At 71.1% G+C, this 14,508-nt stretch carries 15 protein-coding genes; 14 read left to right on the top strand and 1 reads right to left on the bottom strand.

The features are described 5' to 3' along the window. Window position 1: 1 nt before the first annotated feature. Both DR046_RS06755 and DR046_RS06750 read left to right on the top strand, forming a co-directional pair. Window positions 2–1,006 (top strand): hypothetical protein, encoded by a 1,005-nt coding sequence (locus DR046_RS06755; RefSeq protein WP_115381238.1) that lies wholly within the window; start codon window positions 2–4, stop codon window positions 1,004–1,006. A gap of 254 nt (window positions 1,007–1,260) precedes the next feature. Then, window positions 1,261–2,253 (top strand): glutathione S-transferase family protein, encoded by a 993-nt coding sequence (locus tag DR046_RS06750; RefSeq protein ID WP_115381235.1) that lies wholly within the window; start codon window positions 1,261–1,263, stop codon window positions 2,251–2,253. Window positions 2,254–2,364: 111 nt separating this feature from the next. On the opposite strand, the gene DR046_RS06745 is transcribed toward DR046_RS06750, so the two are convergent. Beyond that, window positions 2,365–2,799, bottom strand: a complete 435-nt coding sequence (locus DR046_RS06745) for a response regulator (RefSeq protein ID WP_115381233.1) — start codon at window positions 2,797–2,799, stop codon at window positions 2,365–2,367. 204 nt (window positions 2,800–3,003) lie between these two features. Between DR046_RS06745 and DR046_RS06740 the strand changes: the two genes are divergently transcribed. The 12 genes from DR046_RS06740 (at window position 3,004) to ccoS (ending at window position 14,484) form a co-directional block, all read left to right on the top strand. After that, window positions 3,004–3,366 carry a DUF1636 family protein gene (locus DR046_RS06740; protein WP_115381231.1) on the top strand — a complete coding sequence of 121 codons (363 nt, stop codon included), beginning with the start codon at window positions 3,004–3,006 and terminating at the stop codon, window positions 3,364–3,366. A gap of 1 nt (window position 3,367) precedes the next feature. Then, a complete protein-coding gene (locus tag DR046_RS06735; RefSeq protein ID WP_115381229.1) occupies window positions 3,368–4,315 on the top strand; it encodes a threonine-phosphate decarboxylase in 948 nt (315 codons plus the stop codon). Continuing rightward, window positions 4,312–5,220, top strand: a complete 909-nt coding sequence (cbiB, locus tag DR046_RS06730) for an adenosylcobinamide-phosphate synthase CbiB (RefSeq protein ID WP_245190836.1) — start codon at window positions 4,312–4,314, stop codon at window positions 5,218–5,220. Before DR046_RS06735 ends, cbiB begins: the two co-directional genes overlap by 4 nt. Window positions 5,221–5,320: 100 nt before the next feature. Continuing rightward, window positions 5,321–6,058, top strand: coding sequence for a transcriptional regulator FnrL (gene fnrL, locus DR046_RS06725; protein ID WP_115381366.1), 738 nt, complete (start codon window positions 5,321–5,323; stop codon window positions 6,056–6,058). 83 nt (window positions 6,059–6,141) lie between these two features. Beyond that, a complete protein-coding gene (ccoN, locus tag DR046_RS06720) occupies window positions 6,142–7,755 on the top strand; it encodes a cytochrome-c oxidase, cbb3-type subunit I (protein WP_115381225.1) in 1,614 nt (537 codons plus the stop codon). 6 nt (window positions 7,756–7,761) lie between these two features. Then, window positions 7,762–8,619, top strand: a complete 858-nt coding sequence (gene ccoO, locus DR046_RS06715) for a cytochrome-c oxidase, cbb3-type subunit II (RefSeq protein WP_115381223.1) — start codon at window positions 7,762–7,764, stop codon at window positions 8,617–8,619. A 10-nt stretch (window positions 8,620–8,629) separates the two neighbouring features. Then, entirely contained in the window at window positions 8,630–8,806 is a 177-nt protein-coding gene (locus DR046_RS06710) for a cbb3-type cytochrome c oxidase subunit 3 (RefSeq protein ID WP_115381221.1), read from the top strand. Window positions 8,807–8,899: 93 nt separating this feature from the next. Next, complete coding sequence (gene ccoP / locus DR046_RS06705) at window positions 8,900–9,901, top strand: cytochrome-c oxidase, cbb3-type subunit III (protein WP_115381218.1); 1,002 nt, start codon at window positions 8,900–8,902, stop codon at window positions 9,899–9,901. A gap of 111 nt (window positions 9,902–10,012) precedes the next feature. Then, a complete protein-coding gene (locus DR046_RS06700) occupies window positions 10,013–11,755 on the top strand; it encodes a 4Fe-4S dicluster domain-containing protein (protein WP_115381216.1) in 1,743 nt (580 codons plus the stop codon). After that, window positions 11,727–12,203: a FixH family protein gene (locus tag DR046_RS06695; RefSeq protein WP_115381214.1), complete on the top strand. Its 477-nt coding sequence runs from the start codon at window positions 11,727–11,729 to the stop codon at window positions 12,201–12,203. Before DR046_RS06700 ends, DR046_RS06695 begins: the two co-directional genes overlap by 29 nt. Further along, window positions 12,200–14,305 carry a heavy metal translocating P-type ATPase gene (locus DR046_RS06690; protein WP_115381212.1) on the top strand — a complete coding sequence of 702 codons (2,106 nt, stop codon included), beginning with the start codon at window positions 12,200–12,202 and terminating at the stop codon, window positions 14,303–14,305. The genes DR046_RS06695 and DR046_RS06690 overlap by 4 nt, the downstream gene beginning before the upstream one ends. Next, window positions 14,302–14,484, top strand: coding sequence for a cbb3-type cytochrome oxidase assembly protein CcoS (ccoS, locus tag DR046_RS06685; protein WP_115381210.1), 183 nt, complete (start codon window positions 14,302–14,304; stop codon window positions 14,482–14,484). Before DR046_RS06690 ends, ccoS begins: the two co-directional genes overlap by 4 nt. Window positions 14,485–14,508: the final 24 nt, after the last annotated feature.

The following is a 14,508-nucleotide window of genomic DNA, read 5'->3' as shown; positions in this document are numbered from 1 at the left end:
CATGAGCGAAGCCCCGCGCCCCTTGCCCGTGCCGCACGTCTCGGGCGGCATCACCGCGGTCGAGATCGCGGCGCTGGTCGTGACCCTGCTCTGGCTGGGCGTGGTCGGCTGGTTCTTCCTCGCCGTCACCGGGGCCGAGGGCAACGTGGCGCGGGGCGATCCCCTGGCCTTCATGATGTCCGTCATGGGCATCTTCCTTCCCGTCGCGCTGATCTGGGTCGCCGCCTCGGCGGCGCGCACCGCGCGCACCATGCGCGAGGAGAGCGCGCGGCTGCAGGCCGCCATCGACGCGATGCGCCTCAGCTATGTCGAGAGCCAGGAAGCCGCCGGCGCCCACCTGCGCCGCGCCGTCCAGGAGCGGCTGGAGGGCGTGACCCGCGCGCAGGCCGTACTCGGGGCCGAGATCGCCGGGCTGCAGGCCGACCGCCCCGCCGACCGGCAGCCCGAACGCGTACTGACGCCGCCCGCCCGTCCCGAGGCCGTGTCCCCGGCACAGCCGAAGCTCGCCCTCGAGGAGGCCGAGCCCGGCGCGCCCCTGCCCCCGGCCGACTTCATCCGCGCGCTGAACTTCCCCAACAACGACCGCGATGCCGAGGGCTTCGAGGTGCTGCGCCGCGCGCTGGCCCACCGCCCGACTGCGCAGCTGGTCGCTGCGGCGCAGGAGGTTCTGACGCTGCTTGCGCAGGACGGGATCTATGTCGATGACTTCTCGCCCCACCGCGCCACGCCCGAAACCTGGCGGTCCTTCGCCGAAGGGGCGCGGGGTCCGTCCATCGCGGCGCTCGGCGGGGTCAAGGACCGCTCCTCGCTGGCGCTGACGGCGCGGCGGATGAAGGACGATCCGGTGTTCCGCGACGCGGTTCACTTGTTCCTGCAGACTTTCGACAAGGTCTTCCCGAGCTTCGCCCAGGACGCGACGGGCCCCCAGCTCGCCCGCTTCGCCGACAGCCGCACGGCTCGGGCCTTCATGCTGACCGGGCGCGTCGCGGGGCTGTTCGACGGCTGAGGCTCCGGCGATCCGGCAGGGGGCGCAGACGCTCCACCAGCCGAAAGCCCGAAGGTGCAGGGTTCTCTCCGAGGAACGTTTCGGGGGTCGCGTGGCGAGTGCGTTCGAACGCTCGAAAGGGCCTGCACCGAACGGCAGGGCGGGCAGGCGACGGGGGCGCCCGGTTCGCAGGCGCAGGCCCTCCGTGCGGCGGGATCGGTTTATCCCGGAAGGCGGGGTGCTACCTTCCATGCGGCAACGGATGGAGGCACCCCATGGGACAGCTGATCGACGGCACGTGGCACGACGACTGGTACGACACCGAGAAGACCGGCGGGAAGTTCGTGCGCTCGACGGCCGGATTCCGCAACTGGATCACCCCGGACGGCGCGCCCGGCCCCTCGGGCGAGGGCGGCTTCGCGGTCGAGGCGGGGCGCTACCACCTCTACATCTCGATGGCCTGCCCCTGGGCGCATCGGACGCTGATCTTCCGCGCGCTCAAGGATCTGGAGGAGCTGATCGGCGTCTCGGTCGTGCATCCCGACATGCTGGGCGACGGCTGGACCTTCGAGACCGACCCCGCGGGCGCCACCGGCGACAGGCTCTATGGATTGCCGTTCCTTCGCGACATCTACGTCAAGGCCAAGCCCGACGTGTCTGGCCGGGTGACGGTGCCGGTCCTCTGGGACCGGGAGCGCGAGACCATCGTGTCGAACGAGAGCGCCGAGATCATCCGGATGTTCAACTCGGCCTTCGACGGGCTGACCGGCAACGATCTCGACTTCTATCCCGAACCGCTGCGCCCGGAGATCGACCGGATCAACGACCGCGTCTACGACACGCTCAACAACGGCGTCTACAAGGCCGGCTTCGCCACCACGCAGGAGGCCTACGACGCCGCGGTCCACCCGCTGTTCGCGACGATGGATTGGCTCGACGGCCTGCTGGCCGGACGGCGCTACCTGGCGGGCGACCGGCTCACCGAGGCCGACTGGCGGCTGTTCACGACGCTGCTGCGCTTCGACCCGGTCTACCACCTGCACTTCAAGTGCAACCGGCGGCGGCTGATCGACTATCCGAACCTCTGGCCCTATGCGCGGGAACTGTTTCAGATCCCCGGCGTGGCCGGGACGGTGAACATGGCGCATATCGTGCGGCACTATCACTACAGCCACGAAAGCATAAACCCGCACCGGATCATTCCGATCAACCCGGAGATCGACTGGACCGCACCCCATGGGCGCGAGGCGCTGCCCGCTGCCGCGTGAAGCCCGCGGCCCGGGCGTATGACGGCCCCATCTACGTCGAGAACGCCCGGAGGGGTCTCCGGCGGACGATGCGCGGCAGCGGGCCTTCCGGTCGACTTCGCGCCCGGCGCTCTAGCGCCGCTGCGTGTCCGCCGTGGCGTGATGCGCGACGAGCGCGACCATGTCGGGCTCGGCCATGCCACGGGGGACATGGGCGCGGACGTTGGAGCAGTGCTGGAACAGCGATCCGTCCGAGAACATCGCCGTGTCGCTGACGAAGATGACCCGCGCGTCGGGGTGCCGGAAGCTGACGAAATCGGCCACGGCGAGCGGGCTGCCATCGGTGAGCCCGAGGTCGATCAGCACCACGGCGGGCTGCAATTCGAACATCATCGCAACGGCCTGCGCCTGGCTGTGGGCGACCTCGCTGCGGAAGGCGTTCAATTCGGCGGTCGCCTCGGACCCGGCCTTCAGGGCGAAGCCGACGCTCAGCACCAGCGGGCGGTCGTCGGAGGAGGCTTCCGCGGCGTGGCAGATCGTCGCCGCGGAGGGAGATTTCTCGTTCATGTCGCGGTCTCCACAGCCCTGCCTTCTCTTGATCCGATACTCCTCCGAGGATGGTTAACGTGCGGTTAAATAACCGGGACCGATCGGGGGTCATCGGCGGGTTTCCGCCCTGGCGGCGATAAGGCCGGCGGTCGCCCGCCGACGCTTGTCCTCGCCGGGACGCTGTGATCGACAGGCGCCGACCGAGAACGCCGGGAGCGGGCCATGACCACGACCATCACGATCTGCGACACCTGCAAGCGCGAGGGCTGGGACGCGACCTCCGGCGCGACCGACGGGGAGCGTCTGGCCACGCTCGTCGAGGCCGCGGCCGCGGGCGCGCCGGGCGTCGTGACCCGGCGGCATTCCTGCCTGATGGGCTGCGCGGGCGCCTGCAACGTGACGCTGCAGGCGCCGGGAAAGATGGCCTATACTCTGGGCCGGTTCGAACCCTCGGCCGAATCCGCGGAAGGCATCGTCGCCTATGCCGCGGGTCATGCCGCCTCGCCGACCGGTGTCGTGCCCTTCCGGGAATGGCCGCAGGCCGTGAAGGGGCATTTCGTAACCCGGCACCCGCCGCTCGGCTGAAATGGGCGCGCCCCGCGACCATGGCGGCGGGCTGGACGCGGCACGGCGGCGGCATGGCGGCGCGCGGGCCGACTGGCTCGACCTGTCGACGGGCATCAACCCGGAACCCTATCCGCTGCCCGACCTGCCGCCGGAGGTCTGGACTGCGCTGCCCGACACTCATGCGCAGGACGCACTGATCCGCGCGGCGCGCGCGACGTGGTCGGTGCCGGAGGAGATCGGCATCATCGCCGCGCCGGGCGCCTCTGCCTTGATCGCGCGGATGCCCGCGCTGGCGAGGGGCGGGCCGATCCATGTGCCGGGACCGACCTATAACGAGCATGCCGCCGCCTTAGCCGCCGCAGGGATCCCCGTGGCGGATGCCGCGCCGGAGGAGGGGCGGGCCTGCATCGTGGTGCATCCGAACAATCCGGACGGGCGGGTCTGGACGCGCGCGGACCTGCCCCGGCCGGGTCCGCTGACGGTCGTCGACGAGAGCTTCTGCGACGTCGACCCTGCGGCGAGCCTTCGGCTCTGGGACCGGCCCGGGGCGGTGACGCTCAAGTCCTTCGGGAAGTTCTGGGGGCTCGCCGGGTTGCGGCTGGGCTTCGCCATCGGCCTGCCCGAGACACTCGCCCCGTTGCGCGACGGGCTGGGGCCCTGGCCGGTCGCGGGTCCGGCGCTGGCCATCGGAACCGCGGCGCTGTCAGACGCGGACTGGGCGGCGGCGACGCGCACGCGGCTGCATCGCGATGCGGCCCGGCTCGACGCGCTGATGGCGCCGCATGGGCGTGTGCTGGGCGGCACCCCGCTCTTCCGGCTCTACGAGGTGGGGGACGCGCCGGCCTTCCAGGCGCGGCTTGCGTCCCACCGGATCTGGTCGCGGGTCTTCCCCTATTCGCGGACATGGCTGCGGCTGGGCCTGCCCGCTGCCGCGGGCTGGGACCGGGTGGCGGCGGCGCTGGCCTGATGCTCGCGCTCGCGCTGATCCTCGACGCGCTGTTCGGAGAGCCGGACTGGCTTTGGTCCCGCCTGCCGCATCCCGCGGTGGCGATGGGGCGCGCCGTCGGATGGCTGGACGCGCGGCTCAACCGGGGGACGCGACGGCAGGCGAAAGGCGCGCTGGCGGTCGCCCTGCTGGTCTCGGGCGCGCTGGCGCTTGGCGCGGCCATCGCCTGGCTGCCCGATTTCGGCCTTCTGGAGATCGCTGCCGCGGCGATCCTGCTGGCGCAGCGCAGCCTCGTGGATCATGTCCGCGCCGTGGCCGACGCGCTGCGGCGGGGGGTGCCGGAGGGCCGCCGCGCCGTCGCGATGATCGTGGGCCGGGACACCGGCGGGATGGACGCTGCCGAGGTCGCCCGCGCCGCGATCGAGAGCGCCGCGGAGAACCTTTCCGACGGGGTCGTCGCGCCCGCCTTCTGGTTCGCCGTGGCCGGGCTGCCGGGGATGCTAGCCTACAAGGCCGTCAACACCGCCGACAGCATGATCGGCTACCGCACCCCGCGGCATGAGGCCTTCGGTCGGGCCGCCGCCCGGCTGGACGACGCGCTGAACTGGATCCCGGCGCGGCTGACGGCGGTGCTGATTCTGCTGGTCCACGGCGCCTGGCGGCACTGGCCGCAGGTCCCGGCGGACGCCCGCCTGCACCGTTCGCCCAACGCGGGCTGGCCCGAGGCGGCGCTGGCGCCGGTGCTGGGCGTGGCGCTGGCCGGGCCGCGCAGCTACGACGGGGTCCTGCAGGACTTCCCCTGGGTGAACCCCGCCGGCCGCCGCGATCCCGGCCCGGCGGAGATCGAACGGGCCTCTGCCGCGCTCTGGCGCAGCTGGGCGGGCCTGCTGGGCCTGGCGCTGGTTCTCGCCTGGATGGGGCGCTGATCCGCACCCCGTGCTCCGCCGGGAAGGGTGGCGCAAGATATTGATCCGTCGCATCCGGAGCCGCCTTGACCCAGATCAAGGAAGTGACAATGTGGTCGTCATGAAGCTCCAGCCCATCAGCCCTTCCCTGACCGTCAACGGGTGCACCGACTGCCCCATCCGGGCGCGGGCCGTCTGCGCCGACTGCAACGACACGGAGCTGGTGAAGCTGGACAAGATGAAGAGCTACAAGTCCTGGAAGGCGGGCGAGACCCTCGTCCACGAGGGCGCGCCGCTCGAATTCGCCGCTTCCATCGTGTCGGGCTGCGCGACGCTCAGCCGCTCGCTGGAGGACGGTCGCCGCCAGATCGTCGGCCTGCTGCTGCCGTCCGACTTCATCGGACGGCCGGGGCGCACGCGCTCCGAATACGCGATCGAGGCGACGACCGACGTGACCCTGTGCCTGTTCCGCCGGGGGCCGTTCGAGACGCTGCTGCGCGAGTCGCCGCGCGTGGCCTCGCGCCTGCTGGAGATGTCGCTCGACGAGCTCGATGCGACGCGGGAATGGATGCTTCTGCTCGGCCGCAAGACTGCGCGTGAGAAGGTGTCGACCTTCCTGCTGGCGCTGCTGCGTCGAACTGCCACAGGAGTCGGCCCGTACCGCACGGACCTGCCGCTGAGCCGGGAGGAGATCGCGACCTTCCTCGGCCTCACCATCGAGACCGTCAGCCGCCAGCTGACCCTTCTGCGCAAGGCCGGCGTGATCGAGCTGGATGGTCTGCGCACCGTCATCTGCGCCGATCTGCACCTGCTCGCCGCCGAAAGCGGGGACGAGGTCGCCGAGGCGCTGCTACCCTGACGTGATCTTCTGACTTGACCCAAATCAAGGCGGCCCTAGGGCGCCAGTGAGATGTGCGATCCGTTCGAACGGAGCGGATGCACATGAACACCGACGTATTGAAGCTCGTGGTCTTCGCGCTGGTCGCGCTGGTCGCGGCCATCGCCGCCGACAAGGCGCACGATGCCGCCTACATGGTCCACGCCATCCTGATCTTGGTCCTCGCGGGCGGGGCCTTCCTGTGGCAGCTGCGCACGATGCCCGCCCCCGGCACCGCCCCGCTGGAATCGGTGCGCGAGGTGCCGACGGGCTACATGGACGGCCCCATCCGCGCCGGCGTCATCGCCACCGCCTTCTGGGGCGTCGTTGGCTTCCTGGCGGGCACCTTCATCGCCTTCCAGCTCGCCTTTCCGGAGCTCAACTTCGACTGGGGTCAGCCCTTCACCAATTTCGGCCGGCTGCGCCCGCTCCACACCTCGGCGGTGATCTTCGCCTTCGGCGGCAACGCCCTGATCGCGACCAGCTTCTACGTCGTGCAGCGCACCTGCGGCGCGCGGCTCTGGGGCGGCAACCTCGGATGGTTCGTCTTCTGGGGCTACAACCTCTTCATCGTGCTGGCCGCGACCGGCTACCTGCTGGGCGCCACCCAGTCGAAGGAATACGCCGAGCCCGAATGGTATATCGACCTCTGGCTGACCGTGGTCTGGGTCGCCTATCTCGCCCTCTTCATAGGCACGATCCTGCGGCGGAAGGAGCGGCATATCTACGTCGCCAACTGGTTCTACCTGGCCTTCATCGTCACCGTTGCGATGCTGCACGTGGTCAACAACCTCGCCATCCCGGTCTCGATCTGGGGTTCCAAATCCGTCGTCGTCTTCTCGGGCGTGCAGGACGCCATGGTCCAGTGGTGGTACGGCCATAACGCCGTGGGCTTCTTCCTGACCGCGGGCTTCCTCGGGATGATGTACTACTTCATCCCCAAGCAGGCCGGGCGGCCGGTCTATTCCTACAAGCTGTCGATCATCCACTTCTGGGCGCTGATCTTCCTGTATATCTGGGCGGGTCCGCACCACCTGCACTACACCGCCCTGCCCGACTGGGCCGCGACGCTGGGCATGGTGTTCTCGGTGATCCTGTGGATGCCCAGCTGGGGCGGCATGATCAACGGCCTGATGACGCTGCAAGGCGCCTGGGACAAGATCCGCACCGATCCGATCATCCGGATGTTCGTCGCCTCGCTGGCCTTCTACGGCATGTCGACCTTCGAGGGCCCGATGATGTCGATCCGCGCGGTCAACTCGCTGAGCCACTACACCGACTGGACCATCGGCCACGTCCATAGCGGCGCGCTGGGCTGGAACGGGCTGATCACCTTCGGCGCGCTCTACTTCCTGACGCCGAAGCTCTGGGGCCGGGTGCAGATGTACTCGATGCCGGCGATCAACCTCCACTTCTGGCTCGCGACCGTGGGGATCGTCCTCTACGCGGCCTCGATGTGGGTCTCGGGGATCATGGAGGGGCTGATGTGGCGCGAGGTCGATGCGAACGGCTTCCTCGTCAACAGCTTCGCCGACACCGTCGACGCCAAGTTCCCGATGTACGTGGTCCGCGCCCTGGGCGGCGTCCTCTACGTGGCGGGCGGGCTGGTGATGGTCTGGAACATGTGGATGACGATCCGCGCGCCCCGCGCGCAGGCCGTCGCAACCCCCGCGGAGTGATCGGACATGACCGACAACGACAAGAAGGGATCCCCGGATCCCCAGTCCCCCGACTACGCCCCCGAGGCCGACCCGAAGGTCGTCACCGGCACCGAAGGCATCAGGCAGGGCGAGGTCCCGAACGAGCTCGCGCCCGAGACCAAGACGATCACCTTCCACCAGCGGCTGGAGCGCAATGCGACCCTGCTGCTGGCGGGCAGCTTCCTGGTCGTCGCGGTCGGCGGCATCGTCGAGATCGCCCCGCTCTTCTGGTTGGAGAACACCATCGAGGAGGTCGAGGGCATGCGCCCCTACTCCCCGCTGGAGCTGGCGGGCCGTGAAATCTACGTCCGCGAGGGCTGCTATGTCTGCCACAGCCAGATGATCCGCCCGATGCGCGACGAGGTGGAGCGCTACGGGCACTACTCGCTGGCCGCGGAGTCGATGTACGACCACCCGTTCCAGTGGGGCTCCAAGCGGACGGGACCGGACCTCGCACGGGTCGGCGGGCGCTATTCGGACGAATGGCATGTCGACCACTTCATGGACCCGCAGAGCGTGGTCCCCGAAAGCGTCATGCCGAAATATGCCTTCCTCGCCGATACCCGGCTCGAGATCGAGCATATCGGAGATCTGGTCGCGACCCATGCGATGGTCGGCGTGCCCTACAGCGCCGAGATGGTCCAGGCCGCCAGCGCCGACATCCGCGTCCAGGTCGACCCGTTCGGCGATTTCGACGCCCTGCTGGAACGCTATCCCGGCGCGCAGGTGCGCAACTTCGACGGGCTGCCGGCGCTGACCGAGATGGACGCGCTGATCGCCTATATCCAGATGCTCGGGACGCTGGTCGACTTCTCGACCTTCACCCCCGACGCGAGCCGCTGAGGAGGGGACGATGGAGACCTATTCGTTCCTTCGCTACCTCGCCGACAGCTGGGTCCTGCTGGTCCTGACGCTGTTCTTCGTCGGGGTCTGGGCCTGGGCCTTCCGCCCCGGCTCCCGCAAGATCCACGACGACGCGGCGCAGGCACCCTTCCGTCACGACGACGGCCCCGCTGAGACGAGGCGATGACCGACCGCCCCGCTCCTGCGCCCTGCGGCAAGGGCTGCGACGACTGTCCCTGCCGCCGCACGGCCGAACGACCCCTTCCCCAGGAGAGCCGACATGGCTGACAAACCCCGGATCGACCCCGAAACCGGCACCGAGACCACCGGCCATGACTGGGACGGGATCGAGGAGTTGAACACGCCGCTGCCGCGCTGGTGGCTCTGGACCTTCTACGCGACCGTGGTCTGGGGGGTGATCTACGTGATCCTGTTCCCGGCCTGGCCGCTGGTCAATGGCGCCACGGCGGGCATCCTCGGCTGGTCCACCCGCGGCGACGTCGCCGCCGAGACGGAGCGCGTGGCGCTGTCGAACGCGGAGCTGACCGAGAGCCTGATGACCGTGGACCTGCGCGTTCTGGAAGAGAACGAGGCGCTGCACCGTTTCGCCGTCTCGGCGGGCGCGTCGGTCTTCCGCAACAACTGCTCGCAATGCCACGGAGCGGGCGCGGCGGGGGTGCAGGCCTCGGGCTATCCGAACCTGCTCGACGACGACTGGCTCTGGGGCGGCACGATCGAGGACATCGTCTACACCGTCCGCCACGGCATCCGGAACGAGGACGACCTCGACGCCCGCTGGTCCGAAATGCCCGCCTTCGACGGCATCCTGACCGAGGAGGAGATCTCGGCTGTCACCGCCCATGTCCGCGGCCTGTCTGGGTTGGAACATGACGAGGCAGTCGCCGCCATGGGCGCGGAGCTTTTCCTCGACAACTGCGCCGCCTGCCACGGCGACAACGGGCTGGGCGACCGCAATCTCGGCGCGCCGAACCTCGCCGACGCGATCTGGCTGCGCGGCGGCACGCAGGAGGCGATCGAGGCGCAGATCGCTGTGCCCCGTCACGGCGTGATGCCCCCCTGGGGCGAGCGCCTGGGCGAGGCCGAGGTCCGCGCCGTCGCGGCCTATGTCCACGGGCTGGGCGGTGGCGAACGCCAGGTCGCCGAGCCCTTGGACGCCGCCGAAAGCGAGGAAGCCGCCGACGTCCCGCCGGCCAGCTTCCCTGCCGGCGCCGAAGAGACCCCCACCGAGGCCGGGGAGCCTGCGGTCCGTCCCGTGGACTGACCGCGGCGCGCGTCGCCTGCGACGCGAGGTCACGCCCGGTCCGGCGCCCAGGTGCCGGGCCGGTTGACCCACATCAATGCCTCCTTCCCTGCCGATTGCGACACCCATCCCATGTCAGACGCCCCGCCCCTCTTCGCCGCGCGCGAGCCGATCTTCCCGCGCCGGGTGCGCGGGCGCTTCCGGTCGCTCAAATGGGCGATCCTGGTGATCACGCTCGGCATCTACTACCTGACGCCCTGGATCCGCTGGGACCGCGGCCCGAACCTGCCCGACCAGGCGGTGCTGGTCGATCTGGCGGGGCGGCGCTTCTACTTCTTCTGGGTCGAGATCTGGCCGCACGAGTTCTACTTCGTCGCGGGCCTGCTGATCATGGCGGGCCTCGGCCTCTTCCTCTTCACTTCGGCGCTCGGCCGGGTCTGGTGCGGCTATGCCTGCCCGCAGACGGTCTGGTCCGACCTGTTCTATGCCGTCGAGCGCTGGATCGAGGGCGACCGCAACGCCCGCATCCGCCTGCACAACGCCCCGTGGGACGGCCACAAGGCGCGGCTCCGGCTGACGAAATGGGCGGCGTGGCTGCTGATCGCGGTCGCGACCGGCGGCGCCTGGGTGTTCTACTTCGCCGACGCGCCGACGCTTCTGCGCGACCTCGTCACGCTGAACGCGCCCGTCGTGGCCTATGCGACCATCGGCATCCTGACCGCGACGACCTTCGTGCTGGGCGGCTTCATGCGCGAGCAGGTCTGCATCTACATGTGCCCCTGGCCGCGCATCCAGGGCGCGATGATGGACCCCGGCACCCTGACCGTCGGCTATCGCGACTGGCGCGGAGAGCCGCGCGGCAAGGGCGGCATCAAGCGGAGGCAGGAGGCCGCGGCCGAAGCCGTCGGCGGTGGCGACGCGACCCCGCGCTACGGCGCCGCAGCCACGCCTGACGGGGACAAGGACCATGCCGGCGGGCGCGTCGCCCGCGACGGGACCGTGCTGGGCGACTGCATCGACTGCAACGCCTGCGTCGCGGTCTGCCCGATGGGCATCGACATCCGCGAGGGCCAGCAGATGGAGTGCATCACCTGCGCGCTCTGCATCGACGCCTGCGACGACGTCATGTCCCGGATCGGCCGCCCGCGCGGGCTGATCGACTATCTCGCGCTCGACGACCGCCCGCCGGTCCTGCCGGGCGAGCATGCGCCGGTCCGCCCGCTGGCCACCGAGGGGGGCGACGCGCCCGAGACCGCCGTGCCGGCGCAGACCGCCGCGGCCCGCGAGGGGCTGGAGCCCGGCCGCCGCGCCACCGACGTCGACGGCAGCCCCGCGCCCGCAGCCCTGACGGCGGACCGGCCCTTCATCACGCAAGGCGTCGGCGACTGGAAACCGCAGCCGGTCTGGAAGCACATCTTCCGGCTGCGCACGATCCTCTACACGCTCGCCTGGGCGGGGATCGGCGTCGGCCTCCTCGTCGCGCTCTTCGTCCGGCCCGAGATCGACCTGACCGTCGCTCCGGTCCGCAACCCGACCTTCGTGACGCTGTCGGACGGCTCGATCCGCAACGCCTACGATATCCGGCTGCGCAACAAGCATGGCGAGGAACGGCCGTTCCATATCGGCCTGACCGGCGACGGCGTCCTGCGCATCGAGTTGGAGGGCGAGGACGACCTGACCGTCGACGTGCCCGCCAACGAGACCCGGCTGCAGCGCGCCTACGTGACCGCCCGGCCTCAGGACGCCGCCGCCGGCGAAGCGCGCAGCGACCTGCGCTTCTGGGTCGAGGACCTCGTCTCTGGCGAGCGCGCCTTCGAGGACACCATCTTCAACGGAGTGGAAAGCAATGACGAACGCTTCGGAAGCGCGGGCTGAGCGCCCGCTCACCGGCGCCAGGGTCGCCGCGATGTTCTGCAGCGGCTTCGGGGTCATCATCGCGGTGAACCTGGCGCTGGCCTACAACGCGGTCCACACCTTCCCCGGCGTCGAGACCAAGAACGTCTACGTCGTCAGCCAGGCCTTCGAGGCGGAGCGGGCGGCGCAGGACGCGCTGGGCTGGACGGTCGAGACGGTGCTCTCGGAAGACCGGCTGCACCTGTCGGTCACCGACGCCGCCGGTCCGGTCCGCGCCGAGATCGTCACGGCCACCTTCGGGCGGGCGACGACCGTGGCCGACGACATGTCGCCGGACTTCGCCTGGGACGGAACGGGCTGGACCGCGCCGGTCGCCGCTGGCCCCGGCAACTGGAACCTGCGGCTGGAGATGGCCGCCGCCGACGGAACTCCCTTCCGCCGCCGCATCCCGATCCGGATCGCGAAATGACCGCTGCCTGCCCTGCCTGCGTCGTGGCCCCCGACGCTCCGCGCCTTGCCGCCGAGGCGGCGGGCGAGGTCGTCCACCTGTCTCTGCCCGGCATCCATTGCGCGGCCTGCATCGCGGGGGTGGAGCAGGTGCTGGGCGCGCTGCCCTCGGTCCGCGCCGCCCGCGTCAACCTCGGCCGCCGCCGCGCGAGGGTCGTGCTGGCGCCGGGCGCGGAACTGGCTCCGGCCCTCTCCGCGCTGGAGGCGGCGGGCTACGACGCCCGCGAACTCGACGAGGCCGCGCTGGAGCCGGGCGACCCGGCCGCGCGGATGATCCTGGCGCGCATCGCCGTCGCGGGCTTCGCGATGATGAACGTGATGGCCCTGTCGGTCGCGGTCTGGTCCGGCGCGGACGACGCGACGCGCGCCCTGTTCCACTGGGCCGCCGCCGCCATCGCCCTGCCCGCGCTGGCCTTTGCCGCGGTGCCCTTCTTCACCTCGGCCTGGAGCGCGCTGCGCGCCAGGCGGCTCAACATGGACGTGCCGATCGCGCTCGCCATCGCGCTGGCGGGGGCGAGTTCGCTGATCGAGACGATCCGCGACGCCGGCGCCGACACCTGGTTCGATGCGGCGCTGTCGCTGACCTTCTTCCTGCTCGCCGGACGCTATCTCGACCAACGGGCGCGGGCGACCGCCCGCTCCGCCGCAGCCGAGCTGACCGCGCTGGAGCTGCCGCGCGCCACCCGGCTGGACGACGACCGGCCGGTCCGCGTCGCCGTGGCCGAGCTGATGCCGGGCGACCGCATCGCGCTGGCCGCAGGCGCCCGCGCGCCGGTCGACGGCATCGCCGAGGGGCCCGCGCGGCTCGACCGCTCGGCCCTGACCGGCGAGGCGGACCCGGCCCGGATTGCACCCGGCGACCTGGTCTGCGCGGGCGAGGCAGTGCTCGACGCGCCGTTGATCCTGCGCGCCACCGCGCGGGCCGAGGACAGCACGCTGCGCCGCCTCGCCGCGCTGGTCGAGATCGCCGAGACCGGCCGCCACCGCTACCAGGGCTGGGCCGACTGGGCCGCACGGCTCTACGCCCCGCTGGTCCACGGGTTGTCGGCGGTGGCGTTCCTCGCCTGGTGGGCCGCGACGGGCAGCGTCGGTACGGCGATCGCCGTGGCGACCGCCGTCCTCATCATCACCTGCCCCTGCGCGCTGGGCCTCGCCGTGCCCGCCGTGACGGCCAGCATGACCGGGCGGCTGTTCCGCGCGGGCGTCCTGCTGAAATCGGCTACCGCGCTGGAACGGCTGGCGGAGGTCGACACGATCCTGCTCGACAAGACCGGCACGCTGACGAGCGGGCGGCTGACCACGCCCGATCTCGACCCGGCCGCCGCGAGCGTCGCGCTGGCGCTGGCGCGGGGCTCGGACCATCCGGTCTCGCGCGCCGCCGCCGCCGCGCTGGCAGGCCACGCGCCCGCGCCGCTGACCGCCCTGCGCGAGGTGCCTAGCGAAGGGATGCACGGCCTCTGGGACGGGGCGCCCGTCTTCCTCGGCCGTGGACCGCAGGGCACCGAGCTGCGGCTGCCGGACCGGACCCTTCCGCTCGACATGCGCGAGGAGCTGCGCCCCGGCGCCGTCGAGGCCGTCGCGGCACTCACGGCGCAGGGTCATGTCATCCACCTCGTGACCGGCGACCATGCTCGTCGCGCCGCCGCTCTCGCCGCCCGGCTCGGGCTGGAAGAGGTCCATGCCGGCGTCGCGCCCGAGCAGAAGGCCGCGCTGGTGGCGGAGCTGTCGCGCCAAGGCGCGCGCGTGCTGATGGTTGGCGACGGCATCAACGACGCCGCCGCGCTCGCCACCGCCCATGCCTCCCTGGCACCCGCGACGGCGCTCGACGCCGCGCGCGTCGCGGCCGACGGGGTGCTGCTGGCCCCCGACCTGCGCGCCCTGCCCGAGACGCTGGCGACGGCACGCTGCGCTGCACGCCGCATCCGGCAGAACCTCGCCATTGCGGCGGCATACAACCTTGTCGCCATCCCGGTCGCGCTGGCCGGGCTGGCCGGGCCGCTGGCGGCGGCGATCGCGATGTCGACCTCCTCGGTCAGCGTCGTCCTGAACGCGGTGCGTCGATGAACGTCCTTATCATCCTGATCCCGGTCTCGGTCGCGCTGGGAGCGCTGGGCCTCGCCGCCTGCATCTGGACGCTGCGCCACGGGCAGTACGAAGACCTCGAGGGCGACGCCGCCCGCGTCCTTCTGGACAAGCCGCCGCCGGACGGCGAAGAGGGGGACGCGCCGAAGGGCGGTGTTTGACAGGGCCGCCTCCTGCCCCCTACT

Origin of the sequence: Jannaschia formosa (assembly GCF_003340555.1) — a bacterium.
GTDB classification, from domain to species: Bacteria; Pseudomonadota; Alphaproteobacteria; order Rhodobacterales; family Rhodobacteraceae; genus Jannaschia; species Jannaschia formosa.
This window is presented reverse-complemented; position numbering and strand designations above follow the sequence as displayed.

Bases quoted from the DNA above. Each gene is read 5' to 3' on its own strand.
- DR046_RS06745 (WP_115381233.1), bottom strand. From the start codon at position 2,799: ATGAACGAGAAATCTCCCTCCGCGGCGACGATCTGCCACGCCGCGGAA.
- DR046_RS06750 (WP_115381235.1), top strand. From the start codon at position 1,261: ATGGGACAGCTGATCGACGGCACGTGGCACGACGACTGGTACGACACC.
- fnrL (WP_115381366.1), top strand. From the start codon at position 5,321: ATGAAGCTCCAGCCCATCAGCCCTTCCCTGACCGTCAACGGGTGCACC.
- DR046_RS06695 (WP_115381214.1), top strand. From the start codon at position 11,727: ATGACGAACGCTTCGGAAGCGCGGGCTGAGCGCCCGCTCACCGGCGCC.
- ccoO (WP_115381223.1), top strand. From the start codon at position 7,762: ATGACCGACAACGACAAGAAGGGATCCCCGGATCCCCAGTCCCCCGAC.
- DR046_RS06690 (WP_115381212.1), top strand. From the start codon at position 12,200: ATGACCGCTGCCTGCCCTGCCTGCGTCGTGGCCCCCGACGCTCCGCGC.
- ccoS (WP_115381210.1), top strand. From the start codon at position 14,302: ATGAACGTCCTTATCATCCTGATCCCGGTCTCGGTCGCGCTGGGAGCG.
- DR046_RS06755 (WP_115381238.1), top strand. From the start codon at position 2: ATGAGCGAAGCCCCGCGCCCCTTGCCCGTGCCGCACGTCTCGGGCGGC.
- DR046_RS06735 (WP_115381229.1), top strand. From the start codon at position 3,368: ATGGGCGCGCCCCGCGACCATGGCGGCGGGCTGGACGCGGCACGGCGG.
- DR046_RS06700 (WP_115381216.1), top strand. From the start codon at position 10,013: ATGTCAGACGCCCCGCCCCTCTTCGCCGCGCGCGAGCCGATCTTCCCG.
- DR046_RS06710 (WP_115381221.1), top strand. From the start codon at position 8,630: ATGGAGACCTATTCGTTCCTTCGCTACCTCGCCGACAGCTGGGTCCTG.
- ccoN (WP_115381225.1), top strand. From the start codon at position 6,142: ATGAACACCGACGTATTGAAGCTCGTGGTCTTCGCGCTGGTCGCGCTG.
- ccoP (WP_115381218.1), top strand. From the start codon at position 8,900: ATGGCTGACAAACCCCGGATCGACCCCGAAACCGGCACCGAGACCACC.
- DR046_RS06740 (WP_115381231.1), top strand. From the start codon at position 3,004: ATGACCACGACCATCACGATCTGCGACACCTGCAAGCGCGAGGGCTGG.